A 26258-nucleotide genomic window follows, 5' to 3' on the forward strand; every position below is an offset into this window, starting at 1 on the left:
TGAAATGAAACAATTCATGTGTGACGATTTTCTGCTAACTACTGATACTGCTAGGCGTTTGTACCACGAGTATGCAAAAGAGCAGCCTATTTTTGATTACCACTGCCATCTGAATCCGGCTGAGATTGCACAGAACCGTCAGTTCGATAACCTTGGTCAAATCTGGTTGGAAGGGGATCATTACAAGTGGCGTGGTATGCGCTCTGCGGGTATTCCTGAGCAGCTAATTACAGGCGATAGTTCTGACTTCGACAAGTACATGGCGTGGGCAAAAACAGTCCCTCAGTGTCTAGGCAATCCGCTTTACCACTGGACTCACTTAGAGCTTCGTCGTCCGTTTGGCATTGCAGGAAAGCTGTTTGGTCCAAAGACCGCAGAAGAGATCTGGCACCAGTGTAATGAGATGCTTGCAACATCGGAGTTTAGCGCTCGCGGCATCATGAAACAGATGAACGTACGCATGGTAGGTACCACCGATGATCCAGTTGATTCTCTAAAGCATCACGCTGCTATCGCTAAAGATAGCGACTTTGATATTCAGGTTCGCCCAAGCTGGAGACCAGACAAAGCATTTAAGATTGAGCTGGATGGCTTCGCAGATTATATCCAGACGCTAGGTCAGGTTGCAGATGTTGAAATCAGAACCTTTGCAGACTTGCTAACAGCACTGTCTCGTCGTCTTGAACACTTTGACCAACATGGCTGCCGCGCAGCGGATCATGGAATGGAAATTGTGCGCTATTCGGCGATACCAACCGAGTTAACTCTGGATAAGATCCTGATGCGCCGCTTGCGTGGAGACGAACTGAGCGAACTTCAGGTAGCCCAGTTCAGCACTGCTGTTCAGGTGTGGCTTGGTCAGCAATACAATAAGCTTGGTTGGGTAATGCAACTGCATATTGGTGCGCAGCGTAACAACAGCACTCGCATGTTTAAGCTGCTTGGTCCTGATGCAGGTTTTGATTCAATTGGCGATCGCACCTTTGCGTTTGAGTTGGGATCATTGCTTGATGCAATGGACAGAACGGATGAGCTACCAAAAACCATCCTTTACTGCCTGAATCCTCGTGATAACGAGATGATGGCGACCATGATTGGTAACTTCCAGGGTGGCGGTATTGCGGGTAAGGTTCAGTTCGGCTCTGGCTGGTGGTTTAACGATCAAAAAGATGGCATGGAGCGCCAAATGGAGCAATTAGCTCAGCTTGGTTTGCTGAGTCAGTTTGTCGGTATGCTTACCGATTCTCGCAGCTTCCTTTCGTACACTCGTCATGAGTATTTCCGTCGCATTCTTTGTGACATGCTGGGGCGTTGGGTTGAGAACGGTGAAGTGCCAAACGAGGATGAACTGTTAGCACCAATGGTTAAGAACATCTGTTTCAATAACGCTGAAAACTTCTTCAAAGCGGCGGAGTAATCCCGATGAAACAAATAGCACTTATCGGCGAATGTATGATCGAACTGAACGGTAAACCGTTCGGCGAGATGCATCAAACCTTCGGAGGAGACAGCCTGAACTCGGCTGTTTACCTGAGCCGCGCTACGGGCGAAGATGTACAGGTTCGGTACGTTACTGCAATGGGAAATGACCCACTGAGTGAAGGTATTGTTCAGCGCTGGCAAGATGAGGGCATCAACACAGAAATGGTGTTGAGAGACGGCGTTCGTCAGCCTGGGCTGTACTTGATCCAACTGGATGAAAACGGAGAACGTACCTTCCTCTATTGGCGTAACCAATCCGCCGCACGCTATATGATGCAGCATCCGCAGTTTGGTCAGGTGGCAGAACAGCTCGAGCAGATGGATATGGTTTACTTGGTGGGATTAGTCTGGCGATTTTGCCGGAGCAGGATCGCTTCGAACTATTGAAACTGCTTAAATCTTTGGCTGAGAAGGGTGTGACAATCGCCTTTGATTCTAACTTCCGTCCGGCGCTTTGGCCTCAGAATGAAGAGTGGGAAACAGTAAGAAAAACGTACTCCGAACTACTCTCTTTCTGCGATATTGCGTTGCTTACCTTTGATGATGAGCAAGACATCTGGGGTGATAAATCAACGGATAGTGCGCTTGCTCGTCTTGCTGATTCTGGTGTGTCCAAAGTGGTGTTGAAATTAGGGGCTGAAGGTTGCCTGTTCAGAGATTTCTCGCAAGCTGAAAACTTAACCATTTCTACCACGCCAGTGGAAAAAGTCGTGGACACCACCTCGGCAGGAGACTCATTTAATGCAGGATTTCTTAGCGGCTATATGCAGGCGCTTTCCCCAGAGGAGTGTTGCGCTCGGGGTAACCAACTCGCTGGAGTGGTTATCCAACACAAAGGTGCCATCGTACCGAACGCGGCAACAGAAACCATCACTAAAACATTTTAGAAACTGGCTGAACATCAGCCAGATATAGGAACAAACATGACAACGACAATTGAACAACTAAAGGAAATCAAAGTAATTCCAGTTATCGCTTTGGATAACGCAGAAGACATCATTCCTTTAGGCAAAGCGCTAGCAGAAAATGGCCTACCAGCAGCAGAGATTACCTTTCGCTCTGACGCAGCAGTGGAAGCCATCCGACTACTAAGAGAAGCGCAGCCAGACATGCTAATCGGAGCCGGCACCGTGTTAAATCGTGAGCAGGTTATCGCTGCGAAAGAAGCAGGTGCCACCTTTATCGTTTCTCCAGGTTTTAATCCAAATACGGTTAAAGCGTGCCAGGAGCTGGGAATTGATATCGTACCTGGCGTGAACAATCCAAGTACAGTCGAAGCGGCTTTGGAAATGGGGCTTACAACGCTTAAGTTCTTCCCCGCAGAAGCTTCTGGTGGTATCGCTATGGTGAAATCTCTGCTTGCGCCGTATACCAATATTCAACTTATGCCGACGGGCGGTATTAGCCCTAAGAATGTCAATGATTACTTGTCTATACCTCGTGTTATTGCTTGCGGTGGTACCTGGATGGTAGACAAAAAGCTAATCAATGAAGGTAAGTGGGAAGAAATTGGCCAGCTGGCGAAAGAGGCTGCATCTCTGGTTAGATAAATCCAATGTAAAAATATTTTTGATGAATAGCTTTCTCACAAAGCTCGGACAGAAAATCACAGATTAGTATGTAAAATATTTATGAAAGTGATGAAGGATCTCATCAAATAACCAGAAATCAATTCAAAAGGCGTGTCGATCTTTCTAGGTCAACACGCTTTTGCGTTATTAGACGAAAGGAACAGTAACCAATTGAAACTATTAAGCAATAAATAGGTGCTATGGAAAATTTAGTCGCACAAGCTGTCGGTGGTATCGCATTCCTGGTCGGGATAACTGCGTTTTCTCAGAAGGACGATATCCGATTTCGTTATCAGATGATGAGCTTTTGTATCGTTATGGGGGTTCACTTTATCTTAATGGGTGCGGTGGTCGCAGCAATCGGTGTGCTAATCAATGCTGTGCGAATGTTTATATCTGTAAAGACGCAATCTCGAAAAGTGATGTGGTTCTTTATTGCTTTGATGTGGTGTATGACTCTGCCTAATGTTACTCACTTTTTAGAACTGCTTACGGTCATAGGGTCATCAATAGCAACCTGGGGACTCTTCTCTAGGCAAGGAATTCACCTTCGTTTATTTATTATGTTTAACTCATTCTGTTGGTTTAGCCACAATATTTGGCTAGGCTCAATTGGTGGTTCGTTAATCGAAGGGTCTTTTATTCTGGCGAATATGGTAACTATTTATAGGCTTTATAAAGTACAGAGAGCTGAGAGTGACATGCAGTATTGTGAAGAGTACAGTTAACGATCAGCTAAAAAGCCTACCTAACTACTATGGAGACAAGTATCATAAGGAGTTTAAAACGGTGAAGCAGCAGCAATCTATAATGCTAACCAAAATAACTCCTGGGTAAGAAAATCCGTTTCAAGAGGAACACATGTTTGATCGCCTGACTGCGTTTAGAACCTTTAGAGCTATTGTTAAAACCGGAAGTATCACTTCAGCCGCAAATGAGTTAGGGGTAGCTAAATCATCGGTATCACGCCACCTAACTAACCTGGAAGAATGGGCAAACTGTAAGTTATTTCTGCGCACAACACGAACTTTAACCCTTACAAAAGCGGGTGAGTATCTCTATGAGCAATCCTCTGACCTGATTGATAGATTTGAGTACATTGAGGAAAAGCTCCCGTTAATGGAAAGGTCATTAACCGGCCGCCTGCGTGTAACGCTTCCGCCGGAGATATGGACAATTATTGTCGGGCAATTATCCAGCTTCTACCAACAGCACCCTGATCTCAAAATATCGTTTGATTTTAGCGATCGGCTGGTGGATCTATACAATGAGCCATTTGATCTTGCGATAAGGGTTGGAGAGCCGAAAAACTCTTCCCTTTATGCAAGAAAACTCGGAGTAGTTCAAGATATGTTGGTGGCTTCTCCAACTTATCTTTCTTGTTCCCCACCGCTACATACTCCCGAAGATCTTACAGACCATTCTTGTTTACTCGATATGTATAGGACACCTCCGGACATTTGGAACTTTACCGACTTTAATGGAAACACCGCAAATATTCTGGTTAGCGGTAACTATTCCCTCAACAATACTCAAGCTGTTATAGAAGCAGCGATACAAGGATTAGGGATCGCCAATGTGTCAGGTTTACTGGCTGAACAGGAATGCCTAAAGGGCAACCTAATTCACCTGCTAACGGATTACGAGACTGAAAGCTACCAAGTACATGCTTTGTTTGCTGAAAAAAAATTTATGCCCGAAAAAACGAGAGCATTTATAGACTTTCTAGTATCAGTTTTTGAAGGAAATTCGACTCAGTAAACAGGTTATTCCTACTTAACTTCAAGGGTTATGTTCTTATTGTTTCTCAAGTTGCAACAATGAGTTCCGATAAAGAGCGTTGTTCTGAATTGTTGATGTATTTACACTTCTCTCACTGAATGAAATATGCGCAGAAGTAAGAACCTTCACTGGTATAACTTCTCGCGATCTATAGAACAACCAATCTTAATTGTTAGGGACTTTATCCATGAAAAACTCAGTCAAAAAACTTCTCGCTTTGTTCGTCATTTCAACTGGAGCGTTATCTTTATCAGCAATGGCTCAGCCGACTGTACCCTTTGATTCCGTTAGCTACACTTATACTGAAGGTGCTTTTGCCGGTGCACAATACAAACTCACTTTTCCTAACGGTAAAGTGAAATGGGAAGGCTTGGCAGGTGAAGAAAAAGGGTTATCTGCTGTTGAGGAAATAAGTGACATTGTGGATCTTGGTGATAATAGATATCTTGTTACCTGGCACGAAAGTAATGGCCTGACCATCACAGCAGTATTAAACTCAGAAAACCGTACTATCAACGCTGTTGCATCAACGGCAGAAGATCATTTCGTCGTGAGCGGCAAGATAGATAGCCTTAAATAATAGTAAAGACATAGGGTTGGTAACTTTATGGAATTTCTAGGAAACACGGTTGAATACTCATACGAAAGTGGTGAAGCGTACTCCGTCACATTTGATCAAAACCACTGCACCTGGCTATGTACTAAAGGAAGTATGCAAGGTTCGACAGGTAACGAGCAATACAGCGCTGTAGAAGTCGCTCCTAACGTTCTGTTTGTCAGTTGGTTAGAAGACAGTGGAGAAGTGGTAAGCTTAGTTCTGAACTTTAATGCTATGAAAGTCTATGGTAGCTATATTGACCCTGCCTCTGGCCGTCACCAGTGGGAAGGAACGATCAGTTACTGGGGTTAAAGAGGTCGTATGCACGAGCATGGGTACTCCATGCTCGAATTTGTAGTTCTTCGCCTGGCTATGCCCTGAATTTAGGAAATGTAAAGCGAGCTATCACCGGATTTATCGATCCAAAATCAAATGTAACTCAGTAGCTCTTTTAAATTATTTACTTTGAAGAGCTGATGAGATTCTTCAAACGCTTCGTCGTCACTTTGATCATGAGCAAAGTATAGTGTTTTCACTCCTGCTTGAATGCCCGCCTCGATACCAACAATCGAATCATCTATAAATAAGCACTCTTCAGCCGACACTGACATTTTATCCATAACATAGTGAATCAAGCCCGGATCTGGTTTCCATTTGTCTGCGTCGTAAGCACTGTATACGCGTCCTTCGAAATAATGGGATAGATTTGTTAAAGGCAACGTTACATTCATTTTTTCATGTGGCGCATTAGATGCAATACAGATTGAAATTTGCTTTTCTAACAGAGTATCCAGTACTTCAACAACGCCTTCTATCGGCACCAGTTCTTCAGAAAAGAGCTGGCTGCATCTGGCTCGATACTTAGCAATCAACTGATCCAGCCCATCCTCTTCCAACAAGGATTTGTCCTCAACAAGGCTTCCCAATATGTGGTCTATTTTTGTCCCCTGAAAATTCTGTTTTAGCCACTGGTAATCGACCTTTACACCAACTGACTCAAGTACATAAAAACATCTTTATGGCTCTGCAAAAAAGAGATTCAGAGTTAGCCAGAACTGCAATGATTGCCCACCTCGAGCACAGTAAGGCTGAACTCACTAAGTTAGTGGATTTCAAAGACTCGGATATCCTGACTATGGACGATTTCTTCTTTCTGGAGTTTGAGTCTGAAGGTTAGTAACTGAACCTCATGGGCTTCGCTGACGTTTCGAGTCGTCACGCATTTTTGATTGCGATGCAGTACATGTTTAGCGAGCCTTCAATCATCCCTACATTTAGCTTTTGCTTGTCGTCGTTACAACTCATTGCTAGCGCGAAACCATGAAGGTAGTCGACCAATAAATGTAACGCGTCAGTGGACGACTCGTCACTTAGTTCCAGTGGTTTGATCACGGCCATAAACCTTTCTGCAAAAACGCCGGCGGGCCCTTCAACTTTCATACTAAGAAGTGTTTCTAGCAAACCGGGGTAATCACTTAGTAATTTAAGGTAACTGGCACACAACGCTTGTAACTCTGACTCCCAATTAGCACTTTCTTGAGGCAGATAAATCTCTTTAACCAGAGAGGTGGTAATGGCCTCTAGCAACTTATTTTTGTTTTCGAAGTAGTAATAAATCGCCATAGCATCAACATCCAGGCTAGCAGCTAACTTTCGAATACTGGGAATTTTCCCTTCTTGTTTCATCAGATCTTTAGCTATTTCCATGATGGCTTCAGAGCTTAATTGATTACCTGAACCTCTAGGTCGTCCTCGTTTTTTATCCTTGACAGACATTCTTCTTGATCGCTAAACTTTGTTTAAATTCTACGGTGTAGAATATTGTAGTAGAAGTTCACTTTTATTCCAAGGGAATGGGTTCGATTACCTTAAAAACTGTATAGAGATAAAAATATGAAATGCTCCGTATTTATAGCAACTAGTGTCGATGGTTTTATTGCTAAAACAGATAACAGCCTGGACTGGTTGCATTCGGCTGGAAAGCCAGAAATCGAAGTCGATACCGGTTGGAATAGTTATATGAAGGACGTTGATTGCCTGATAATGGGGCGTTCGACAATGGAAGTCATCTCCGCTATGAACTTAGTACCGGAACAATGGCCGTACGGTCCACGAAAAATCGTTGTCCTGAGTAATACCTTGAAAGAAGCGCCTCAAAATATGAAAGACAAGGTAGAGATGTACTCCGGCGATCTTCATGCTTTGCTCATTAAACTTGAAAATGAAGGCTTCAAACACGCTTATATCGATGGTGGTAGAACCATCCAGACCTTCCTGGATCTTAAGCTGATTGATGAAATGACCATAACCCTTGCTCCGATTCTATTGGGAGAGGGAATACCATTGTTTGGTAAAACGAATAAGGACATTAAGCTGGAGCAGGCAGAATCGACCGCTTTTGCAAATGATTTTGTTCAGGTGAAGTATTCCGTTAGTTACCCATAACCAAAGCAGTGCATTTTTTCTCTCTGGCTTGTTTTTATAGTGCATAGATCTTAGTAGTGCGATGTGAGGATTTCTAACGAATTGATATTTAATGACTAAATTTAATCTGTCTTGTTGGTCAGGTTCTTGCTATGTAGGAGGAAACTATAACATGAGGCGGTGCTTATATTCATAGCGCACCTACAACAGGAGTTAGTATGTCACTTCCTATCATAGATATTTCTCCCCTGAGTTCCGACAACCGAGAAGATTGGAAACCTGTCATAGAGCAAATCGATAATGCATGCCGAGAATTGGGTTTCTTTTACATTACTGGGCATGGAATTCCTCCAAAACAGTTTGATGATATCGAGTCGATGGCTGATACGTTGTTTGATTTACCAATAGACAAGAAACAGCAGATTTCCATTGAGCACAGTAATAATCATCGAGGTTGGGGGAGATTAAGTGCAGAGAAACTGGATCCACTAGGTGAACTGGATTGCAAAGAGTCTTTCGATATGGCGTTGGATCTCTCGCCTCACCATTCACAAGTTAGCCGTTGTCCTAAACTATATGGTCCTAACCAATATCCGGATATCCATGGTTTTACTCAGGCTGTTACCCAACATTATTCGCTCACACTGGATGTTGGTCTCAGGGTTCTAAAAGCGATGGCTCTGGCGCTTAAGGAGCCTGAAGATCGCTTTACTCGTCACTTTAATCTGCCAATCTCTGTGCTACGAATGCTGCATTATCCAAGCCAGCTTGAGGCGAGCAATGGGGCCGGCGCTCACAGTGATTACGGCTGTATCACTTTACTATATCAGGACCAAAGTGGTGGGCTTCAGGTGCTTAACAAGCAAGATGAATGGATGGATGCACCACCTGTACCGGGCAGCTTTGTCGTAAATATCGGTGATCTGATGCAACGATGGACGAACGATATATACCGCTCAACTAAACATCGGGTTACAAGCCCAACGAGTGGGCGAAGCCGCTTTTCAATGCCGTTTTTTTTAGAGCCAGACTTCGATACTCCGGTAACTACGTTGATAGGGTGCCTGAAAGAAACCAATGGAGTAGGGGGTATCCTCCAATAACTGCTGGTGATTGGATTTTATCGCGATTTGAAGATACTTATTCTTATCGTCAGGAAGGTGACGATAAGAGCTAATGTTGTGAAGTTGTATACGATCAACATATTCAGGCGTTGATCAACTACTCGAAGGGAAATAACTGCTAGGATTGTAAAAGGTATCAAAAAGATATGTCACTTTTCGGGAGTTATCATGCCTTGGGTTGTAGTCTGGATATTTAGCGTATTACTCTCGCTTCCTTTACAGGCTAACCAGACGATCCGATTAACCAATGGGGAATGGCCTCCTTACTTATCTGAAAACTTATCTCATTATGGCTATGCGTCTCACCTGGTATCTGAAGCATTTGCATCGGTTGGTGTCGATGTTGAATACGGTTTTTTCCCCTGGAAGCGCTCCTTCCAGTATGCAAAAGATGGCGCTAGTAGTTTTGGAGAAATCTGGCATGGCACTATAGTGTGGATATACAACGACGAGCGAGCAAAAAACTTCATTTTTTCCGATGTCGTGATGGAAGATTATCAGGTCCTGTTTTCTCTGCGCTCAAATCCGGTCGACTGGGAAACGATGGACGATTTAGCTGGAAAAACTATCGGTGGTACGCTTCATACCTTTTACCCCGTTTTAGAGTCAGCTCAGGAAAAGGGTGTACTCCACATAGATCGTGCGCGTGACTACCAAACTCTCTTCACCCGTCTGCTGGCCGGGCGTATTGATGCTGTTCCCTATGACTGGCATGTCGGCAGTTACTTCATGAAGAATAATCTTAGCGCTGACCAGAGGGCGCAAATTAGGTTTTCTCCTACAGTGATAGGTACCAGAGAGTTTCATCTGATACTAACAAAACAAGTACCGAAAAATCATGAGTTTATAGAGCTTTTTAATCAGGGGTTGAAAAATATTAAGGCGAATGGTGTTTACCAGGAAATACAAAATAACCTTAAGCTTGGTACTTACGATCATCCTAAATTAACAGAGTAGAGCATTATCAAAAGGAGTCTCTTGATGATAACAGCGCTGTATGCGTCTATCTTAGCTGGACTAATGGTTTGGCTTGCTTTTCAGGTAATTAAGCAAAGAAGAAGCAATAAAGTTGCCTATGCTGACGGCGATGTGGAAGCCCTTAAGATTGCAAGAAGTGCGCATGGTAATTCAGTAGATTATATTCCTATTACTCTAATTCTTATGGCGCTTGTTGAATATAACGGTGCTAGTCCGTGGATGATTCATCTAATTGGAATTGCATTTATTATTGGCAGGGTGCTTCACGGCAAGGCAATCTTGTCAGAAAGCTTTAAAGGGCGCGTGTTGGGTATGCAGATTACCATTTTCACTATTTTTGGTTTAATGGCCCTCAATCTTTTCTATTTACCTGTTGGAAAGCTATGGTAATAAACTGAATAGGACTTATCAAACAGGTAAGTCCTAAACTGGCTATTACTACCATTCCCCTTCCTGTTTTTATCGCTTCTATCTGTATGTTTACTCTTATTTGTAGGATGTAATTCTACCTAAATGTCCGTTAATTTTCCATATAAGTCATACATATCTATCCTGGCGGAATTACTTTACCCATTCATTTCTGCGCCTTTTATTGAATTATGAACCAAATCACAAAAAATATGCCGTATCTATAAATTGCTGCACGAGTTATCACAGATTTATATAAGTGCTATTGTAGTACAAAAGATTGGGTTGTTATTCTAATTGTCATACAAAGCATGCCAGTACGCGGTGATTTGTAATCAATAAAATTTCAAACTCATGGAGCGAAGTATCATGAAAAAAACTACTCTTACCCTAGCAGCGGCTTCAATCTTATTAGCATGTGGTGCACAGGCGAGAACATTAACTTTAGGTCATGCGATGAACTTAGACAGTGCAGCGCATAAGGGCATGGAAATCTTTGCGGCGAAAGTTAAAGAGAAGTCGAATGGTGAGATGGATGTACGTATTTTCGCTAACGGCATGTTGGGTTCTGAGCGTGATCAGGCTGAACAAGTTGTAACTGGCGCGATTGATATGGCAAAAATCAATGGATCGTTGGCAGAATCTTTTGAACCAACCTTTAAAGCAGTTTCGATCCCATTCTTGTTCAGAAGTGCTGAGCATATGCACGAGTTCATTCGTAGCGATGCAGCAGAAAAAATGCTTCAGTCTAGTGCGGGTAAAGGCTTCCTTGGTCTTACATTCTACGATTCAGGTTCTCGCAGCTTCTACAGCTCTAAGCCAATTCACTCTCCTGATGACCTAGCGGGTCTTAAGATTCGTGTACCAGAATCTCCAACTATGATTGAGATGATTCGTCTGCTTGGCTCAAAAGCAACGCCAGTGCCATTTACAGAGGTGTACACCGCGTTACAGCAAGGTGTAATCGATGCGGCTGAGAACAACATCTCTAGCCTTGTAGAAATGAAGCATATGGAAGTTGCTAAGTTCTACGCAATGGACCAGCACATGATTACTCCAGACCTGATTATGATTTCTGAATCGACCTGGGGTAGCTTGTCAGAAACTGAGCAAAAAATAGTGAAAGAATCTGCTCGCGAATCTATGGAAGAAGAGATCAAAATCTGGGCTTCAATTGATGCTGCAAACATGGAAAAAGCTAAGAAAGGTAACGTAGAGTTTATCGAAGTTGATAAGTCTAAGTTCCGTGAAAAAGTGTCTCCTATGATCACTGCTGCTAAACAAGACCCTGTACTAAGCTATTACATCAACGCAATTGATGCTCTTTAATTGAATTGATTGTTAATGCGTCAGGGGTTCTAACACCTGGCGCATTGTCGTTAGGAAATAGTCGTTATGTATAGAAACATTCATGCGTTAAAAACACTGATTGATAAAGTAGTTCTCTTCTTCTGCGGTGTCTCAATCATTAGCCTGGTTATCACAGTAACCTGGCAGGTGTTTAGTCGTTACGTATTAAATGATCCAAGTTCATGGACTGATGAGGCTGCTCGTTATTTGATGATCTGGTTCGGGCTTGCTGGTGCAAGTTATTTATTTGGCAAAAATGGCCACTTAGCCATTACTCTTTTTGTTGGTTCCGTTAAAACTTCTTATCAAAAATATTGTTACCTACTAATCAATTTGGTTTCCATCGCTTTTATTAATGCAGCGATGTTAAAAGGTGGATTACAACTGATTGGCAGAACCAGCACCCAACTTTCTCCAGCACTCCAACTTCCAATGTCATACGTCTATATGATATTGCCAATTTCAGCAGTGCTTATGACTCTTTATATTGTTCTAAATACATTAGAGCTATTTACTCGAACTGAAGGAAGCCGAGGTTAATATGGATATTTCAGTAGGATTCTGGCTTCTTTGCTTATTTTTGGGCTTAATCGCTTTTAGTATCCCTATCGCAATTGCGATTGCGATGTCTTCATTGGTTATCATGTGTACGATTATGCCTACCAACGTGGCATTTATGACGGCAGGGCAGAAGATAATTACGGGGATCGATAGTTTTAGCCTTCTCGCGATTCCATTTTTTATTCTCGCCGGTAACATTATGAACCGTGGGGGAATAGCATCCCGACTTGTTGATTTTGCGAAGATATTGGTTGGTAGACTCCCAGGTAGCCTTTGCCACGTAAACGTTATTGCGAACATGTTGTTTGGTTCGGTTTCTGGTTCTGCAGTTGCAGCAGCGGCGGCAGTAGGCAAAACACTGGAACCAGAACTTGAAAAAGAAGGTTACGATAAATCTTTTTCTACAGCGGTGAACGTTGCGTCATGCCCGGCTGGCTTGCTTATCCCACCAAGTAACTCACTGATTGTATTCTCTGTTGTGAGTGGTGGTACATCGATTGCAGCGCTATTTATCGCGGGTTATGTGCCGGGGATTTTGATGGGCGTAACCTGTATGGTTCTGGCTTATTTTATCGCCAAAAAACGCGGTTATCAGACAGCAAATCAAACCGTGTCCGCGGGTGAAGCGCTTAAAATTACACTTAAGGCAATGCCCAGCCTTGGTCTGGTAATTGTTGTTATTGGCGGAATTATCGGTGGTGTATTTACCGCGACTGAAGGTGCCTGTATCGCAGTACTTTATGCCTTTGGTTTATCACTTTGTTATCGTAGCCTAGATTTGCAAGCAATGAGGACGATACTGGTAGAAACAGCAGAAATTACAGGGATCATGCTGTTCCTGATTGGTGCTTCTACCATCATGTCCTGGGCGATGGCTTTCACTGGTCTTCCAAGCCTGATTAGCGAATGGATGCTTTCTATCTCGGATAACCCAATCATCATTTTCATCATGATGAACCTTATCTTGCTAGTGGTTGGTATGTTCATGGACTTGACTCCGGCGGTATTGATCTTTACACCGATATTTATGCCGATTGCGGAGCAATTGGGAATGCACCCAATTCATTTCGCAATGATGATCATTTTTAACTTATGTATTGGTATTGCTACACCGCCAGTAGGTACGGCTCTGTTTGTGGGCTGTAGTGTGAGTGGAGCCAGAATAGAAAGTGTTATTAAGTCTGTGATTCCTTTCTGTGCGTTACTCATCGTAACTCTACTTGCTATCACCTTTATCCCTGAAATCAGCTTAGCGCTACCTCGTGCATTTGGTTTGATCCAGTAACCTTTCTACGTAGTTTCTCCTTCTATATCTGTGCCGAAGGAGAAACTACTTTTTGGAGAACCTTTTACTCCATTAACCCTGAAATTTCTTCAGCTTCTAATGACTTCATTTCGATAGATTCAACCCATGGGGTTACTTTGGCAAAGTGAGCTTGCATATGTTCAGTGACCATATGTGCCTTGAACAACTCGATGGATGCCCACTCTTCGTAGATGAACAATTTATTTGGATCATCAATGCTGAAATTCTGTTCAAAATTAACACAACCAGACTCTTCGCGAATAGTTGCTGCCAGTGACTTCATATGGGTAAGAAATACTTCTTTGAACTCTGGTTTAATGATTGCGGATACAGTAATAACAAGCATAAAAAATCTCTCCGATGCTGTAGTTTTTATTTTGAAGGGTAGTGGTTGAATAGCTCTTTAATCGTTTTTCGAGCTAGCTCTGTGACCTTGTCTAAGTAGGCTCGTTGAACTAACTTTTTCTCAATTTGGATCGGTGTTTCTACGTTAACTGGATGAGATTTCTGGTTTTGTTCCATGACTTCTCCTTATACATAAGGCTTCTACGAGAGAAGCCTTGATAGCAGTATTTATAGGTTCAAAAAGAGTAAGTTAGAAAGCTGCTCTTAAAATTTCTAACGCTTCTGGTTTTCCGATAGCGTTAAATGCGCCTAGTTGGCCATTCTCTGTTGCTTTCTCAGCCAGATACTCAAGCTTGTCTTCTTCCACACCGGCAGCGCGTAAGTTTTCAGGCATACCGATGGTTGAGTAGTAGCTTTTCAGCTTATCAATCGAAGCATTGAATGCCGCCATATCGTCAGACTCGCGAATGTCGAAAACATTGCGGGCGAACTTAGCAAATACAGAAAGTGATTCAGGCGCTTCTTTAACTGTGTACTCCATCCATGCCGGAGTAATAAGTGCCAACGTCACGCCATGTGTCATGTCGTACAGGCTGGAAAGTTCATGTCCGATAAAGTGAATAGGGAACATAAATCCTGGCTTGCCAATCAGTAGTTGGAATCCTGCCAGAGCCATTGAGCTTGCCCACATGATGTTCGCTGAGGGTTAGCAAGGATATTGGCTGAGTTGTCCAGTACAACCTTCATCAAGCCTTCGTTCATTCGATCCTGAACATCAGCTCCGCACTCTGGTGTTAGATATTGCTCCATAAGATGACAAAGAATATCGGCGCAGCCTGCCATTGAGTGGTGGGCTGGTACAGTTAAGGTATATTCTGGGTCAAGAATAGAGAACTTAGGGAAGAGTTCAGGATGCATGATCACTAGCTTTTTATTGTCTTCGCCAGCAGTGATAACACCACCAAGATCCATTTCAGAGCCAGTGCCTGCCATAGTCAGAATCGTCCCTAGTGGAGCGGGATTTTTAGTTTCGGCTTTGCCTGTCAATAAATCCAGTACATCGCCTTCGTAGCTTACGCCTGCTGCAATGGCTTTTGCAGCATCCAGAGTAGAGCCACCGCCAACAGCAAGGATAAAATCACAGCCGTTTTCTCTATATAGCGCTACGCCTTCGTTAACACTTTCTACCCGAGGGTTAGGCTTGATACCTGCTAGTTCGACAAATCCAATACCATGTGACTCAAACTGAGCAACAACATCGTCGTAAATGCCATTGGTTTTGATAGAGCCGCCGCCGTAAGCAAGCAGTACTTTTGAACCACCAAACTCTTTGATTGCTGCACCAAGATTAGATACCTGGCCCTTACCAAAATAGGCACGAGTCGGAATATTGTAGATAAAGTTTTCCATACACATCTCCAGTTTAATTCGGATTAATTTTATTCAATCCAGGTGTAATTAATTAGGAGATGAATGCCTAATGATTTATTAGGAAAAATCTAACAGTTAAATCTCGTTTAATTTGGCCTTTTCTATAAGGAAGTCGATCAGTACCCGAGTTCTTCTGGCTTTTTGGCTATTTTGCGAGAAATAGACGTAGAGCCCTGGAATTTCGTGCCAATAATCCTCTAGAACCGGAATTAAAGAGCCATCCTTGAAGTGTTTTTCTGTTAACGGTGCAAGGAAGCGTCCAATGCCAATACCTTCTTTGGCCGCATCAATACTTATATCGGTATCGTTCACTACCATAGCGAGTGGCATCTCTACCGTAATGGTACTGCCGCTCTCATTGAGGAATAGCGGTGCCAGTTTATTTGAAGCACCAAATCGATATTGAATCAGCTTGTGCTGTTCGAGATCCTGAGGTACTTCAGGAATCCCATTTTTTTGCTTGTAGTCCGGTGACACAAACAGAGCCTCTTTCACCGGATCGGTGAGCTTTCTGGCTACAAGTCCTTCTTCAATCCTGTCGCCAAAACGGATACCGACGTCTATGCCTTCTTTAATGATATTTACAGAAGTGTCTGACACCGATATCTCCAGCTCAATATCAGGGTAAAGCTTACAGAACTCGGGAAAAATAGGGCGGATGACACTTTGGTATACAAAGCGAGGAACGGTCATGCTCACTTTACCTGAGGGAGCATGAGACAGATCATGAACACCTTCAAGTGCGTAATCGAGAGAAGCGATAGCATCGGTGGTATTTTCGAGTAAGAACTTCCCAGCTTCTGTCAGGCTCATCTGGCGGGTTGAACGGCTAAACAGCGGAAGCCCTAGTTTTGTTTCCAGTAGCTTAAGTGACTGGCTAACAGAAGGTGCTGCCATTTCCAGCTTACGAGCCGCACCTCTGATGCTGCCTTCCTTTGCAATGGTGTGAAAAATTACGATTTGATTGTAACTTGCTCCTGCACCCTTCATCTCTAAATCCATTTTTTAGTTTCCGTAAGGAAAAGGCTAACAGTCTATTAGGTCTGTGTCATCTAGAATTTATCATTCGAAAACCTAAAATAAACTCACCAACTGAGAAATGATTTCAACCTGGAGTTAACATGAGCAAAGTAGTCGTAATTTCTGGTCACCCAAACCTAGAAGAGTCGTGGACAAACAAAGTTATCCTAAACGAGCTACAAGATAATATCGAGAGTATTGATGTTCGCCGTCTGGACACACTTTACCCAGATTACAAAATTGATATCGAAGCAGAACAAAACGCACTTGTTGATGCAGATGTTGTGGTTCTTCAGTACCCATATTACTGGTACTCCGTGCCTGCGCTACTAAAGAAATGGCTTGATGATGTGTTCGCTTTCAACTTCGCATTTGGTCCTGAAGGTGACAAACTTAAGAACAAGCACTTCATCCTTTCGTTCACTGTAGGTGGCCCTGAAGAGTCTTACGACCCACTTGGCTACAACCACTTTACTATTGAACAGCTTACTTACCCACTACAGCAAACCGCTTACCTTGCTGGCATGGTATTCCAGAAGCCAATTTACACTCACCGTATGGTTTATATCCCAGGTGTATATAACACACAGGAAGATGTTGAAGCGCGTGCACGCGACCATGCAGGCCGCCTGTTAAGTAAGATTGATGAGCTATCAAATTCTGTTGAAGCGAAGTTTGAAATGTTCGTAAAGCAGTGGTTCGACAAATTTGACCAACTACCAGAAGACAACAGTTATTTCCTTGAGCGACTATCAGAAGACCTTGTTCTGACTGATCCAAACAGCACATTCAATGGTATTGCTGGCTTCAATGATTGGTACAAGTCGCTTCTTGGCATGTTTAAGCCAGGTGTTACTCACCTTATCGAACAGATTTCGCTAAAACCTGTAGGTGAATCTGAGTATGACGCAGAGCTACGAGTTCGTGTTCAAGGCGAGCTGACTAATGGTGAAAGCATTAACCAGCTATTCAACGAGAACTGGAAAGTATCTGTTGATGCTGAAGGTAACTTTAAAATTCACAGCTATCAGGTGGTAGCAGTCTAAACAACGTAACCAGGCTCCTTCTTTACCAGATTGAAGATGGCAAAATCCAGCGAGTTCAAAACTTCTCTGGCAACCTTTACGAGTCTGACAAGTTCTTCGAAAAGTTTGCTGAATCAACGAAGTAAATAAATGAGTCAACTATTCGAAGGAATAGTTGGCCATTGAAGCTAATAAAGCAGCCTGTTGCCCTTATCCCAGGTAACGGGCTGTTTAATTTGAGGTGAAATATGAAGACAAATAACCAAAAAACAGCGCTGGTTACTGGTGGTAATAGAGGCATTGGTCAAGCGATTGTAGAGTCATTGGCAGCACAGGGATTTAACGTACTGCTGGCTTGCCGCGATAAAGAAGAGGGACTTCAAATTGCTCGCGGAATTTACGGAAATGTGTCAGTGGTACAACTGGAACTTTCTGATCCAAAAAAACTCAGCAAACAGATACAGCAAATCGATGCTGAGTTCCCTCAAATAGATGTACTGGTTAATAACGCCGGAGTCCTTGAAGAAAGAGACTTCTCAATGTTGAGCAGTTCAGATCTGATGTACTCAATGCAGGTGAATGCACTGTCAGCTTACGAGCTTGTTCAGTTCTTTGGCAATAAAATGGCCAGCAACGGGTATGGTCGTATCGTTAATGTATCTTCCGGTTGGGGAGCATTTTCTGACGGGCTGAGTGGCCCTACGGCATACTCTATTAGTAAAGCTACTTTAAATGCCATTACCAAAGTTGCAGCGAATAACTACCCAAGTAGCGTGAAGATCAACGCTTTGTGTCCTGGTTGGGTCAGAACAAGAATGGGAGGTAGAGCTGCAACTCGTTCTCCGGAAAAAGGCGCTGAAACCGCGGTGTGGCTGGCCACTTTGGACAATAGAGGACCAAGCGGGCAGTTTTTTAGAGATAAAAAACAGATTGAGTGGCTATTACTTTTAATGAAATTGGGATTTTGAATCCCAATTTTGCGTATAAATGTCAATGGCCGTGTCTGCTAATATTTGTTTAAAAATCTGTATGAAGGTGTGTGATGGATTTTGCCAGTAAACTTGAACTACTGTTAGATGTCGCAAAATACGGCTCTTTTTCTAAAGCCGCAGACAGTCGTAATATTGATCGTTCTGTTTTATCTAAACAGATTAAGCAGTTGGAAGACGCTTTAGGCGTAAGGCTGCTTAACCGAACAACCCGCTCTGTTTCTCTCACTGAAGTAGGGGAGCAAATGGTTTCCCAAGCGCAAAAAGTGACAGACTTGCTGGAAGAAACCAAACATATGGCGGAAACCTTCCACAGTGAGCCTCAAGGGAATGTTCGGGTTTCCAGCTCTACCATGTTCGGGCGCATGTATTTGCACAAAGCGGCAGAGATTTTTGTATCCAGGTATCCTAAAGCAAAAATTGAATTGGTACTGAACGACCATCGAGTGGATATGATTGGTGAGCGATTTGATTTGGTTTTCCGCATTGGGCCAATCCGTGAGTCCAGTATGATCGCAAGAAGGTTGGCACCAAACAGCGTGTCACTTGTTGCGTCGGAATCATTTATCGAAAAGTATGGTTTACCCGAAACTCCGGAAGAGTTGGTTAAGCTTCCATCAATCATCTATTCAAACGGAAATATATTGATTGATAAGCTTCATATCTCATCTGGGCCAAATATTTCTGAACCTCATTCTTATACTATGTGGGGGCAATATACAGTGAACGAAACCGAGTTGATCGTCGAGGCGGCGAAGTCTGGTTTAGGGTATGCGCAAATTGGTCACTTTATGCTGGCTGATGATCTAAAATCGCAAGGCCTGGTTCAGCTTCTGCCTGAGTATGAACTGCCTACATTTGGTGATATCTATGCGATGTACTCCCACAGAAATCAACCACCTTTGGTGAAGAGTTTCCTCGACATTGTGCAAGAGGTTATCGGTACTCCACCAGTATGGACCAAGAACTTTTCTTAACGCTTAACAATGAGGTCGCGGAGCATCTACTTAATCAAACCTCATTGTTAACAGGGAAAATGACATTAAAGAGTAAGCCTTTTGTTTCGCCTACTCTTGTAACTTTTATAGAGCCGTTCAATTTCTGACAAACAATGTTATATACAATATGTAGCCCAAGACCTGTATGCCCTGAGTGGCGGCCTGTTGTGTAGAATGGATTGAACATATTCTCGAGAGCTTCATCATCCGCTCCCTTACCATCATCCATGTAGCTTAACTCGAGTTGAGTACCGATTTTTCGATAGTTAATGGTGATATGGTGTTTGTCTTGTGCCGTAAAACCGTGCTTTAAGCTATTCAGAATTAGCTGACTGAACACTCGCCCAATCGCACTAGCATCAGTATTGATAATTAGGGTTTCATCACCGTTTATCTCAAACGATACCTGATATTTTACGATTTCAGAATGTAACGTAGTGATGACCTCTTCGAGATATTGCTTGACGAAGATTTCTCGTTTGTTTCCACAGACATTCTCAACGGAAACTTCCTTAAAAGTTCTAACTAAGGTGGCACTTCGCTGCAGGTTGTTTTCGATGAGAGGAATGGCTGTTGTGCATGCTTCCAGGTGAAGTTTCATTTCATCGCTAGTAAGCTTTCCTGACCCAAATTTGGATTCCAAATCGGTTATATGTTCTGATAGGACAGACATTGCGGTCATGCAATTACCTAAAGGGGTGTTGATTTCGTGGGCGACACCAGCAACTAATTTGCCAAGCTGGGCATTTTTTTCTGATTCCACTAAATGCTCTTGTAGATTGCGTACCTCTTCAAGAGTATTTTCCAGCTCCATGTTTGCGGACAAAAGCTGCTTAGTCCTCTCCTCCACCAAATGCTCAAGTTCTGATTGGTCACGGATAACTCTGCGTTGTAGAACGTTGAGCAAATCAATGATCTGAGCTGGCTCTTGAAATACAGGCTTGATATCAATCTGTTGGTAATTACCTTGAGATAACTTTTCTACCGTTTCAGTTACTTCCCTGTAAGGTGCCAACAGTCGCCAGATGCCTATAAATGAAATAACCGATATCACGATGAGTGCAGCAATAAGACCGTAAATCAGCCTGACAGTATACTGTTCTATCTGGTTTTTAATTGGAGCAAATGGTACCCCCATTTCTACCGAGATCTTCAGCTTCTCATTTATCGTTCTTGTGCTTTCGTTACGAATAAACCCGGAGGGAAGTGCGCTACTCCTGTAAATATTTATATCGTTCAATGTCAGTGATAGAAGAGAAGCTTCTATAGCGTTGTCGGAAATTGCGTTTACTATAGATGATACGGGACGAAGTAGTGCAAGAGTCCCTGTGTTGGTGCTGGCGGGTGCCTCTATTAAAGTTTGCAAATGGAGCGGTATGTAGAATACCAGTGTTGGTTCGAGTTGCTCTGATTCCTTGGAAGGATTGGGAAGGCTCAATAACTCGAATCGAATGTCGTTTGATTCACTCGCGTTTGGTATATCGGTAGCGTGAAAAAATTCTTCATCTAGCAGTAACCACTCGACAGGTGTTGCTTCGGTTAGTTGCCTATTTTTATCAAATATAATGGCTCCTGAATCCAGATCAGTATCCAACAGAGCACTTTCGATCTTCATCAGGGCATCGTCTGAAAAGACACTACTTCTGGCTGCTGCAGACACGTCACTGTCAGCGGCGACTTCTGAAAGCCTAGCTGTTAACGTTTCTAACTCAGATGAGACCCTGTCTGCCAAAAGGTTGGCCTGAAACTGAGAAAGTTCATACCCCTTTTGTTCTAAATCGTTCTGCAACGTGGCGATCAAAAGTGTGCTAATAATTGCGGCCGGAATAATGGCCATTGCGACACCAAATACGATAAGCAGAACTCTGATACGAGGCAGTTTTTTATAGGTCTGATTCATTGCTATTCGGTAGTTTCACTCAGTCGGTTTAGTTCTCTTAAAGAATGCTTTTGCATTAGCTGTATGGCTTTCTCCGAACTCACTTTTCCACTCATATAAAGAGAAACGCCTTTCGCCATTCCTTGCCATGCAGCAGACATTGCTCGGTTTGGAGGCATAAGAATCGATCGATTTAGTTGCTCCAGTAACACTCTGAAATTTTGTATGTCTTCCTGCTGTTTAACTACCAGGTCATAAGCTACAGTAGTCGCTGGCATCATTCCTACGTATTGATAGAGTAGCAGCTGATTCTCATCATTTCGAATGTATTGGATGAACTCATTAATCGCTTGCTGTTTTTTACTGGTTAATGAATGGTTGGGAAAAAGTAGCGCAATAGAAGAATAGAAAGAGTGCATTGGTTGACCATTAACTTCAGGCATCAAAGAAACGCCTAAATCTTCTGCCATTTCGGTACTTAATGACTGATAAGCCCAATCGCCATTTATAGAATAGGCTACTTTCCCGTCAACAAAGTCTTGATATACACAACTGTAATCACAGCCTGAATCTATTCCAAAAACTTCTGCCTGTTTTTTTAATAATTCTAATCCATGCTGTATTTCCTTATTATCGAAATGGATAGTGTCCACATCAACAGGGCTTTTTCCAAATGCTGTCAGGAATGGGATTACCCAGTACATCTCTCCTGTTTTCCAATTGATGACGGATGCCCCTTTGCTCTCAAGCAGAGGTTTTTGTTCAAGCAATTGTGTCCAATTTCGGGCTGGCTCAGGAACAAGTTGTTTGTTGTAATAGAGGAGTAAATGATTTCCGAATAATAGAGGTATACCAAATTGCTTTCCATCATCTGTAACACTTGCTTTCGCAAGCAGTAAAGATTCATTGTTCAGCTCTTCTGGCACTTTAGATAGGCTTAGTGCACTTCTATTGCCGATAAAATCTGACGGTGCGATTAGTATATCAGGGGCTGTACTGGTGTGAGATTTCTTCAAAGCAGTTAGTTTCAGTACACTAGTTGGCATGTAATGAACTTTGAGTTGAATCCCCGTTTCTGACTGAAAATCATTGGTGATCTGTTCAAATAGCGGGGTTGCCTGATATTTGTCGTGCCAGATAGTCAACTCCTGCCCCGCATAGATGGAGTTGCAAAACATCAACAAAAAGAGCGGAATCTGTTTCACATGCTGGTACCTCATCAAATCCATTTGATAGCTTTATTATTGGTTGAATACTCAGTTTGTTAAACAGTAACCCTGCTAGTTTGTCTATGGTGTCTCAGATTGTATGATCTTCTCTATTGTCAGTACTCCAAATTTCCCTTTATTGACAACAGCTCGTTTGCTTTGTCTTTGGACGCAGCCTCTTCCAGAAGTCATTAGCAATAATCAGGGTTAAAACTAAGCCGCTAATCCACATAATGCTTGGTGGCAGAAGTTGGTTACTGCTAGCCAGCTGAGCCTGTATGTTTATGGAAAAACTATCAATCAGGAAGTTAGTTAGATACCCAAAGAAAATAGCGACACCAACTACGCCAGTTAAATAGCTGATGAGTGATCGTAAACCAAGCTCTTTATGCACAATCCCTAAGGTTGCCATATTGGTTGCAGGGCCAGCAAGTAAAAAAACCAATACAGCCCCCGGTGATACTCCTGCCAACATTAAACCTGCGGCAAGCGGCGTCGATGCTGATGCACAGATATACATTGGTACACCGATAGCTGCCATCAACAACATAGCCCATGGACCCCGGCTGATTTCAGCCAATGCTTCCGATGGTACAAAGGTCACGACTAAAGCGGAGATTACCAGCCCAGCTACTAACCAGAGCGACAGGTCCTCGATCAGTTCACCAAAAGCGTAACGTTGTCCTTCCCAAAGTTTTTTCCACCAATGCTCTTTCTTCTCTTTAGGAACGGAAGTTTTATTGCTGCAACCACTAGAGCAACAAGAACTCGCTCCTTGCTCTTTTGCGGCATCAGTTTTTGTTTTTTCAGGTTCATCCTCTTTATCGATGAACAACACCAATGCCGCTGCAACGATTGCAGTAGTAACGGCAGCGATAGGTCGGATAATCGCCATAAATGGCCCAAGTAACGCGTATGAGATGGAAATCGAATCCACACCGGTTTCAGGAGTAGAAATTAAAAAAGCTGTCGTTGAACTTTTTGTCGCACCAGCGCGGCGTAACCCTATCGCCGCAGGAATAACACCACATGAGCACAGAGGTAGAGGAGTCCCCATGATAGCTGCTTTTATCGCTGGCCAAAGACCCGGCCCCGTAAAGTGATGAGCTAAATTATTGCTACTCAGAAAGCTTTTTAACAACCCTGCGATGACTAATCCAATAATCAACCAAAAAGCAGCATCGAGCCAAAGGTCCAGCAATGTAGATAAAAACGTTGAGATAATATTCATGATAAGCCTACTATGATTGTGTTGCTGCTAGCGCGGTGAGGATTGTGCAGTTTTCAGCAGAGTGGGTACCACCACAACAACGCTCATGAATTACTTTAAGGGCGTTATGCATATGCTGTAATTGAAGGATTTTCTGTTCAATATCATGCAGTTTCGCCTGTGTAATATTTTTTACGTCCTGACAGGTATGTTGCGCAGGTTGGATCTGAATCGACAAAAGCTCCTGAATATCGCTCAAGGAAAGCCCCAGCTCTTTGGCGTGGAGAACGAATCTTAGTTTTTCAATACATTCATTATCATATTTACGGTAGCCGTTTGTAGCTCGTTGTGGATTCACTAATCCTTGTTGTTCGTAGAAACGAATCGCTTCGGTTGTAATGCCAAGGTGTTTGGCGAGCTGACCTCGGGTGAGTGACGTCATTCCATACCCTTCTGAATTAAAGCGTTAAGCAAAGTATAAACCTTGTAGTGCGGTACAGGGTCAAGAATATATTGACTTACTTTGGCTCTAATAGATATGTTATTTTTAATAACATATCCGGCGTGTTACCAAACAGAGGAGCTTTGACTCGTTGACTATGAATACTGATCAAATTCTGCCTCTAGTGCTTGCAGGTCCAATCTTGCGTCGTGTTTCCACAACAGAGATTACCCTTTGGCTGGCGACCAGTAGTGATGTGGATATTAGGCTCACTCTTATGCCTGAATCTGATTCTCAACAGGTCTATGAGTTTATAGCTGGTTCTGACAACAATCTTTGCCTGAACTTCTCACCAAATCTTAAGTATCAGATGGTTAATATTGCTCTATCTGATGAACTGCCGGTCGACCAGATGATCGGCTACGTTTTGCAATTGCGTATTTCTGACAGCGGTGAACACGATTGGAAAGATATCACACAACTTGTCCCAACTTTGCTCTACCCCGGTAAAGAGAAACTACAATTTTGTATTCCTAAGAGGGTTAATTCTCTCCTTCATGGCTCATGCCGCAAGCCGCACTATGAAGGGACTGATGGACTGGTGGAAGCTGATAAACACTTAGCCGGTTTGCTTTCCGGTAATCCTTCAGAACTACAACAGAAGTGGCCATCCATGTTGGTTATGTCTGGCGATCAGATTTATGCCGACGATGTTGCAGGTCCTATGCTAAGAGCCATTCATCAGCTATCAACTACGCTTTCATTCCCAATAGAGCGCTGGAATACGGAGACGGATAGTTCCTCGTCTATGACCAGTGAAGAGCTTTATAACCACTCAGACAGTTATTATGGTCGCACTCATATTTTGCCAAGCAATGATGAGAGTGAAAATCTACTCAGAGTGTTGTTTGGTGGTGCTCGCAAACCGGTTTTTACCAGTACGACGGCGGAAAATCATCTGATAACACTGGGCGAGTATTTAGCTTGTTACCTGCTTTCATGGTCTCCGGCTCCTTGAAACTGATTAATTTGGACGCACCGGTAAGTCTTGATGATGCCAAAATGGCGAAATATCAACAGGAGCGAGAGGTAATCGAGAAGTTTGTTTCCGGCCTTGATAATGTGCAAAGGCTATTTGCTCATATTCCTGTTGCGATGATCATGGATGATCACGATGTTACCGATGATTTTAACCTGCATCGTCACTGGGAAGAGACGGTATATAACCATCCGCTCTCTCGAAGAATGATCGGTAACGGCATACTTGCTTATCTGATTAATCAGGCATGGGGCAATAATCCACAGATTTTCTCCAGGCAGTTGATGAACAATATTCAGGACGCTATAGGTGATTTGGAACAATCAACGTATAGCGAGTTACTGGACGATCTGATTAAGCTAGAGTCATGGGATTTTGACTGGAATACCTCGCCACCTTTGGTTGTACTGGATACACGCACGCGACGCTGGCGTAGTGAGTCTTCACCGACTCAGCCTTCCGGTCTTCTGGATTGGGAAGCGCTAACTGATTTACAACGACGCTTAAGCGGACACTCCTCTGTTCTCCTTGTTTCAGCAGCCCCCATTTTTGGTGTAAAACTGATTGAAGTCATCCAGCGCGTGGTCACCTTCTTCGGTTATCCACTTGCAGTTGATGCTGAATACTGGATGGCGCATCCCGGGACCGCACACGGAATCTTAAATGTGTTTTGTCACCGAAAAACACCTCAACACTTTGTGGTGTTAAGCGGCGATGTGCACTATTCATTTGTCTACGATATAGAGCTCCGAGGGCGCCACAATAGCCCGGAAATCTGGCAAATATGTAGTAGTGGTCTTAAGAACAGTTTCCCTGAGCCCTTACTCGGAACCCTCGACAAACTAAACCGTTGGCTTTACTCCCCGCGTTCACCGCTCAACTGGTTTACAAGGCGCAGGAAAATGCGAATAACACCACGTAAACCTGTTGGGGCAAAGTCGGGAAGGCGATTGCTAAATCATTCGGGTATAGGGCTGGTGGAGCTAGATGAATCTGGCCGCCCGATTAAAATTAGTCAGTTAATTGGTGCTGACAAACCCGTTGTGTTCGAGGGCAGGGAAGATGAAGCGAACTGGCATTAGTATTTA

The 26258-nt window shown here is 43.2% G+C and carries 29 protein-coding genes and 2 pseudogenes; 20 read left to right on the plus strand and 11 right to left on the minus strand.

The annotated features are described in order from the left end of the window. Window positions 1–4: 4 nt before the first annotated feature. The 7 genes and pseudogenes from uxaC to P7F88_RS10480 all read left to right on the plus strand — a co-directional run bounded on the left by uxaC (window position 5) and on the right by P7F88_RS10480 (window position 5745). Window positions 5–1417, plus strand: a complete 1413-nt coding sequence (uxaC, locus tag P7F88_RS10450; protein ID WP_277824386.1) for a glucuronate isomerase — start codon at window positions 5–7, stop codon at window positions 1415–1417. A 5-nt stretch (window positions 1418–1422) separates the two neighbouring features. Next, window positions 1423–2369: pseudogene (locus P7F88_RS10455) on the plus strand (sugar kinase). A 36-nt stretch (window positions 2370–2405) separates the two neighbouring features. Then, window positions 2406–3032: a bifunctional 4-hydroxy-2-oxoglutarate aldolase/2-dehydro-3-deoxy-phosphogluconate aldolase gene (locus tag P7F88_RS10460; RefSeq protein ID WP_277824388.1), complete on the plus strand. Its 627-nt coding sequence runs from the start codon at window positions 2406–2408 to the stop codon at window positions 3030–3032. A gap of 221 nt (window positions 3033–3253) precedes the next feature. Further along, window positions 3254–3781 carry a YgjV family protein gene (locus tag P7F88_RS10465; protein WP_277824390.1) on the plus strand — a complete coding sequence of 176 codons (528 nt, stop codon included), beginning with the start codon at window positions 3254–3256 and terminating at the stop codon, window positions 3779–3781. 133 nt (window positions 3782–3914) lie between these two features. Next, window positions 3915–4814: a LysR family transcriptional regulator gene (locus P7F88_RS10470; protein WP_277824392.1), complete on the plus strand. Its 900-nt coding sequence runs from the start codon at window positions 3915–3917 to the stop codon at window positions 4812–4814. Window positions 4815–5022: 208 nt separating this feature from the next. After that, the gene (locus tag P7F88_RS10475; protein WP_277824394.1) at window positions 5023–5415 is read left to right on the plus strand and encodes a MoaF-related domain-containing protein; all 393 of its coding nucleotides are present in this window, start codon (window positions 5023–5025) and stop codon (window positions 5413–5415) included. A 27-nt stretch (window positions 5416–5442) separates the two neighbouring features. Next, on the plus strand, window positions 5443–5745 hold the full coding sequence (locus P7F88_RS10480; protein ID WP_277824396.1) for a phenolic acid decarboxylase: 303 nt from the start codon (window positions 5443–5445) through the stop codon (window positions 5743–5745). 116 nt (window positions 5746–5861) lie between these two features. Here the strand turns inward: P7F88_RS10480 and P7F88_RS10485 are convergent. Further along, window positions 5862–6386 (minus strand): annotated as a pseudogene (locus P7F88_RS10485) (HAD-IA family hydrolase); the annotation flags it as partial. A 65-nt stretch (window positions 6387–6451) separates the two neighbouring features. Between P7F88_RS10485 and P7F88_RS10490 the strand changes: the two are divergent. Beyond that, on the plus strand, window positions 6452–6610 hold the full coding sequence (locus tag P7F88_RS10490) for a hypothetical protein (protein ID WP_277824398.1): 159 nt from the start codon (window positions 6452–6454) through the stop codon (window positions 6608–6610). Window positions 6611–6648: 38 nt separating this feature from the next. On the opposite strand, the gene P7F88_RS10495 is transcribed toward P7F88_RS10490, so the two are convergent. Continuing rightward, window positions 6649–7209, minus strand: a complete 561-nt coding sequence (locus P7F88_RS10495; RefSeq protein ID WP_277824400.1) for a TetR/AcrR family transcriptional regulator — start codon at window positions 7207–7209, stop codon at window positions 6649–6651. 117 nt (window positions 7210–7326) lie between these two features. Here P7F88_RS10495 and P7F88_RS10500 point away from each other — a divergent pair, with 117 nt between their 5' ends. The 7 genes from P7F88_RS10500 to P7F88_RS10530 all read left to right on the plus strand — a co-directional run bounded on the left by P7F88_RS10500 (window position 7327) and on the right by P7F88_RS10530 (window position 13563). Further along, on the plus strand, window positions 7327–7878 hold the full coding sequence (locus P7F88_RS10500; RefSeq protein ID WP_277824402.1) for a dihydrofolate reductase family protein: 552 nt from the start codon (window positions 7327–7329) through the stop codon (window positions 7876–7878). Window positions 7879–8075: 197 nt separating this feature from the next. Next, complete coding sequence (locus P7F88_RS10505) at window positions 8076–8960, plus strand: isopenicillin N synthase family dioxygenase (protein WP_277824404.1); 885 nt, start codon at window positions 8076–8078, stop codon at window positions 8958–8960. Between the two features lie 189 nt (window positions 8961–9149). Next, on the plus strand, window positions 9150–9938 hold the full coding sequence (locus P7F88_RS10510; RefSeq protein ID WP_277824406.1) for a substrate-binding periplasmic protein: 789 nt from the start codon (window positions 9150–9152) through the stop codon (window positions 9936–9938). 24 nt (window positions 9939–9962) lie between these two features. Next, window positions 9963–10349, plus strand: a complete 387-nt coding sequence (locus tag P7F88_RS10515; protein ID WP_277824408.1) for an MAPEG family protein — start codon at window positions 9963–9965, stop codon at window positions 10347–10349. Between the two features lie 387 nt (window positions 10350–10736). Then, entirely contained in the window at window positions 10737–11696 is a 960-nt protein-coding gene (locus P7F88_RS10520; protein WP_277824410.1) for a TRAP transporter substrate-binding protein, read from the plus strand. Between the two features lie 66 nt (window positions 11697–11762). Beyond that, window positions 11763–12257, plus strand: coding sequence for a TRAP transporter small permease (locus P7F88_RS10525; protein WP_277824412.1), 495 nt, complete (start codon window positions 11763–11765; stop codon window positions 12255–12257). A gap of 1 nt (window position 12258) precedes the next feature. Further along, the gene (locus P7F88_RS10530; RefSeq protein ID WP_277824414.1) at window positions 12259–13563 is read left to right on the plus strand and encodes a TRAP transporter large permease; all 1305 of its coding nucleotides are present in this window, start codon (window positions 12259–12261) and stop codon (window positions 13561–13563) included. A 64-nt stretch (window positions 13564–13627) separates the two neighbouring features. Here P7F88_RS10530 and P7F88_RS10535 read toward each other — a convergent pair whose 3' ends face one another. The 5 genes from P7F88_RS10535 to P7F88_RS10550 form a co-directional block, all read right to left on the minus strand. Continuing rightward, window positions 13628–13930, minus strand: a complete 303-nt coding sequence (locus P7F88_RS10535) for a putative quinol monooxygenase (protein WP_277824416.1) — start codon at window positions 13928–13930, stop codon at window positions 13628–13630. A gap of 26 nt (window positions 13931–13956) precedes the next feature. Beyond that, window positions 13957–14106 carry a hypothetical protein gene (locus tag P7F88_RS10540; RefSeq protein ID WP_277824418.1) on the minus strand — a complete coding sequence of 50 codons (150 nt, stop codon included), beginning with the start codon at window positions 14104–14106 and terminating at the stop codon, window positions 13957–13959. 73 nt (window positions 14107–14179) lie between these two features. Then, on the minus strand, window positions 14180–14620 hold the full coding sequence (locus P7F88_RS25810; RefSeq protein ID WP_422127777.1) for a hypothetical protein: 441 nt from the start codon (window positions 14618–14620) through the stop codon (window positions 14180–14182). Further along, a complete protein-coding gene (locus tag P7F88_RS25815; protein ID WP_422127779.1) occupies window positions 14578–15339 on the minus strand; it encodes an iron-containing alcohol dehydrogenase in 762 nt (253 codons plus the stop codon). The genes P7F88_RS25810 and P7F88_RS25815 overlap by 43 nt, the downstream gene beginning before the upstream one ends. 96 nt (window positions 15340–15435) lie before the next feature. Then, a complete protein-coding gene (locus P7F88_RS10550) occupies window positions 15436–16362 on the minus strand; it encodes a LysR family transcriptional regulator (RefSeq protein WP_277824420.1) in 927 nt (308 codons plus the stop codon). Between the two features lie 119 nt (window positions 16363–16481). Here P7F88_RS10550 and P7F88_RS10555 point away from each other — a divergent pair, with 119 nt between their 5' ends. The 3 genes from P7F88_RS10555 (at window position 16482) to P7F88_RS10565 (ending at window position 19371) form a co-directional block, all read left to right on the plus strand. Then, window positions 16482–17426, plus strand: a complete 945-nt coding sequence (locus P7F88_RS10555) for an NAD(P)H-dependent oxidoreductase (protein ID WP_277824422.1) — start codon at window positions 16482–16484, stop codon at window positions 17424–17426. Window positions 17427–17653: 227 nt separating this feature from the next. Beyond that, window positions 17654–18373 (plus strand): SDR family NAD(P)-dependent oxidoreductase, encoded by a 720-nt coding sequence (locus P7F88_RS10560; protein WP_277824424.1) that lies wholly within the window; start codon window positions 17654–17656, stop codon window positions 18371–18373. A gap of 74 nt (window positions 18374–18447) precedes the next feature. Next, window positions 18448–19371, plus strand: a complete 924-nt coding sequence (locus tag P7F88_RS10565; RefSeq protein WP_277824425.1) for a LysR family transcriptional regulator — start codon at window positions 18448–18450, stop codon at window positions 19369–19371. A 34-nt stretch (window positions 19372–19405) separates the two neighbouring features. Here the strand turns inward: P7F88_RS10565 and P7F88_RS10570 are convergent, their stop codons facing one another. The 4 genes from P7F88_RS10570 to zntR form a co-directional block, all read right to left on the minus strand. Continuing rightward, window positions 19406–21292 (minus strand): sensor histidine kinase, encoded by a 1887-nt coding sequence (locus P7F88_RS10570; protein WP_277824427.1) that lies wholly within the window; start codon window positions 21290–21292, stop codon window positions 19406–19408. 2 nt (window positions 21293–21294) lie between these two features. Next, window positions 21295–22476: a sugar ABC transporter substrate-binding protein gene (locus tag P7F88_RS10575; RefSeq protein ID WP_277824429.1), complete on the minus strand. Its 1182-nt coding sequence runs from the start codon at window positions 22474–22476 to the stop codon at window positions 21295–21297. Between the two features lie 139 nt (window positions 22477–22615). Continuing rightward, a complete protein-coding gene (locus tag P7F88_RS10580; RefSeq protein WP_277824431.1) occupies window positions 22616–23710 on the minus strand; it encodes an SO_0444 family Cu/Zn efflux transporter in 1095 nt (364 codons plus the stop codon). A gap of 10 nt (window positions 23711–23720) precedes the next feature. Then, entirely contained in the window at window positions 23721–24131 is a 411-nt protein-coding gene (zntR, locus tag P7F88_RS10585; RefSeq protein ID WP_277824433.1) for a Zn(2+)-responsive transcriptional regulator, read from the minus strand. Between the two features lie 151 nt (window positions 24132–24282). Between zntR and P7F88_RS10590 the strand changes: the two genes are divergently transcribed. Then, window positions 24283–25149 (plus strand): hypothetical protein, encoded by an 867-nt coding sequence (locus P7F88_RS10590; RefSeq protein WP_277824435.1) that lies wholly within the window; start codon window positions 24283–24285, stop codon window positions 25147–25149. Beyond that, the gene (locus P7F88_RS10595) at window positions 25146–26252 is read left to right on the plus strand and encodes a metallophosphoesterase family protein (RefSeq protein ID WP_277824437.1); all 1107 of its coding nucleotides are present in this window, start codon (window positions 25146–25148) and stop codon (window positions 26250–26252) included. The genes P7F88_RS10590 and P7F88_RS10595 overlap by 4 nt, the downstream gene beginning before the upstream one ends. Window positions 26253–26258: the final 6 nt, after the last annotated feature.

It is taken from the genome of Vibrio hannami (assembly GCF_029589055.1).
Classification (GTDB): domain Bacteria; phylum Pseudomonadota; class Gammaproteobacteria; order Enterobacterales; family Vibrionaceae; genus Vibrio; species Vibrio hannami.

Excerpts from the sequence above, each read along its gene's own strand:
- zntR (WP_277824433.1), bottom strand. The coding sequence starts at position 24,131 with ATGACGTCACTCACCCGAGGTCAGCTCGCCAAACACCTTGGCATTACA.
- uxaC (WP_277824386.1), top strand. The coding sequence starts at position 5 with ATGAAACAATTCATGTGTGACGATTTTCTGCTAACTACTGATACTGCT.
- P7F88_RS10495 (WP_277824400.1), bottom strand. The coding sequence starts at position 7,209 with ATGTCTGTCAAGGATAAAAAACGAGGACGACCTAGAGGTTCAGGTAAT.
- P7F88_RS10465 (WP_277824390.1), top strand. The coding sequence starts at position 3,254 with ATGGAAAATTTAGTCGCACAAGCTGTCGGTGGTATCGCATTCCTGGTC.
- P7F88_RS10515 (WP_277824408.1), top strand. The coding sequence starts at position 9,963 with ATGATAACAGCGCTGTATGCGTCTATCTTAGCTGGACTAATGGTTTGG.
- P7F88_RS25815 (WP_422127779.1), bottom strand. The coding sequence starts at position 15,339 with ATGGAAAACTTTATCTACAATATTCCGACTCGTGCCTATTTTGGTAAG.
- P7F88_RS10475 (WP_277824394.1), top strand. The coding sequence starts at position 5,023 with ATGAAAAACTCAGTCAAAAAACTTCTCGCTTTGTTCGTCATTTCAACT.
- P7F88_RS10560 (WP_277824424.1), top strand. The coding sequence starts at position 17,654 with ATGAAGACAAATAACCAAAAAACAGCGCTGGTTACTGGTGGTAATAGA.
- P7F88_RS10530 (WP_277824414.1), top strand. The coding sequence starts at position 12,259 with ATGGATATTTCAGTAGGATTCTGGCTTCTTTGCTTATTTTTGGGCTTA.
- P7F88_RS10565 (WP_277824425.1), top strand. The coding sequence starts at position 18,448 with ATGGATTTTGCCAGTAAACTTGAACTACTGTTAGATGTCGCAAAATAC.
- P7F88_RS10580 (WP_277824431.1), bottom strand. The coding sequence starts at position 23,710 with ATGAATATTATCTCAACGTTTTTATCTACATTGCTGGACCTTTGGCTC.
- P7F88_RS10490 (WP_277824398.1), top strand. The coding sequence starts at position 6,452 with ATGGCTCTGCAAAAAAGAGATTCAGAGTTAGCCAGAACTGCAATGATT.
- P7F88_RS10525 (WP_277824412.1), top strand. The coding sequence starts at position 11,763 with ATGTATAGAAACATTCATGCGTTAAAAACACTGATTGATAAAGTAGTT.
- P7F88_RS10510 (WP_277824406.1), top strand. The coding sequence starts at position 9,150 with ATGCCTTGGGTTGTAGTCTGGATATTTAGCGTATTACTCTCGCTTCCT.
- P7F88_RS25810 (WP_422127777.1), bottom strand. The coding sequence starts at position 14,620 with ATGTGGGCAAGCTCAATGGCTCTGGCAGGATTCCAACTACTGATTGGC.
- P7F88_RS10555 (WP_277824422.1), top strand. The coding sequence starts at position 16,482 with ATGAGCAAAGTAGTCGTAATTTCTGGTCACCCAAACCTAGAAGAGTCG.
- P7F88_RS10470 (WP_277824392.1), top strand. The coding sequence starts at position 3,915 with ATGTTTGATCGCCTGACTGCGTTTAGAACCTTTAGAGCTATTGTTAAA.
- P7F88_RS10505 (WP_277824404.1), top strand. The coding sequence starts at position 8,076 with ATGTCACTTCCTATCATAGATATTTCTCCCCTGAGTTCCGACAACCGA.
- P7F88_RS10540 (WP_277824418.1), bottom strand. The coding sequence starts at position 14,106 with ATGGAACAAAACCAGAAATCTCATCCAGTTAACGTAGAAACACCGATC.
- P7F88_RS10570 (WP_277824427.1), bottom strand. The coding sequence starts at position 21,292 with ATGAATCAGACCTATAAAAAACTGCCTCGTATCAGAGTTCTGCTTATC.
- P7F88_RS10500 (WP_277824402.1), top strand. The coding sequence starts at position 7,327 with ATGAAATGCTCCGTATTTATAGCAACTAGTGTCGATGGTTTTATTGCT.
- P7F88_RS10550 (WP_277824420.1), bottom strand. The coding sequence starts at position 16,362 with ATGGATTTAGAGATGAAGGGTGCAGGAGCAAGTTACAATCAAATCGTA.
- P7F88_RS10480 (WP_277824396.1), top strand. The coding sequence starts at position 5,443 with ATGGAATTTCTAGGAAACACGGTTGAATACTCATACGAAAGTGGTGAA.
- P7F88_RS10520 (WP_277824410.1), top strand. The coding sequence starts at position 10,737 with ATGAAAAAAACTACTCTTACCCTAGCAGCGGCTTCAATCTTATTAGCA.
- P7F88_RS10460 (WP_277824388.1), top strand. The coding sequence starts at position 2,406 with ATGACAACGACAATTGAACAACTAAAGGAAATCAAAGTAATTCCAGTT.
- P7F88_RS10535 (WP_277824416.1), bottom strand. The coding sequence starts at position 13,930 with ATGCTTGTTATTACTGTATCCGCAATCATTAAACCAGAGTTCAAAGAA.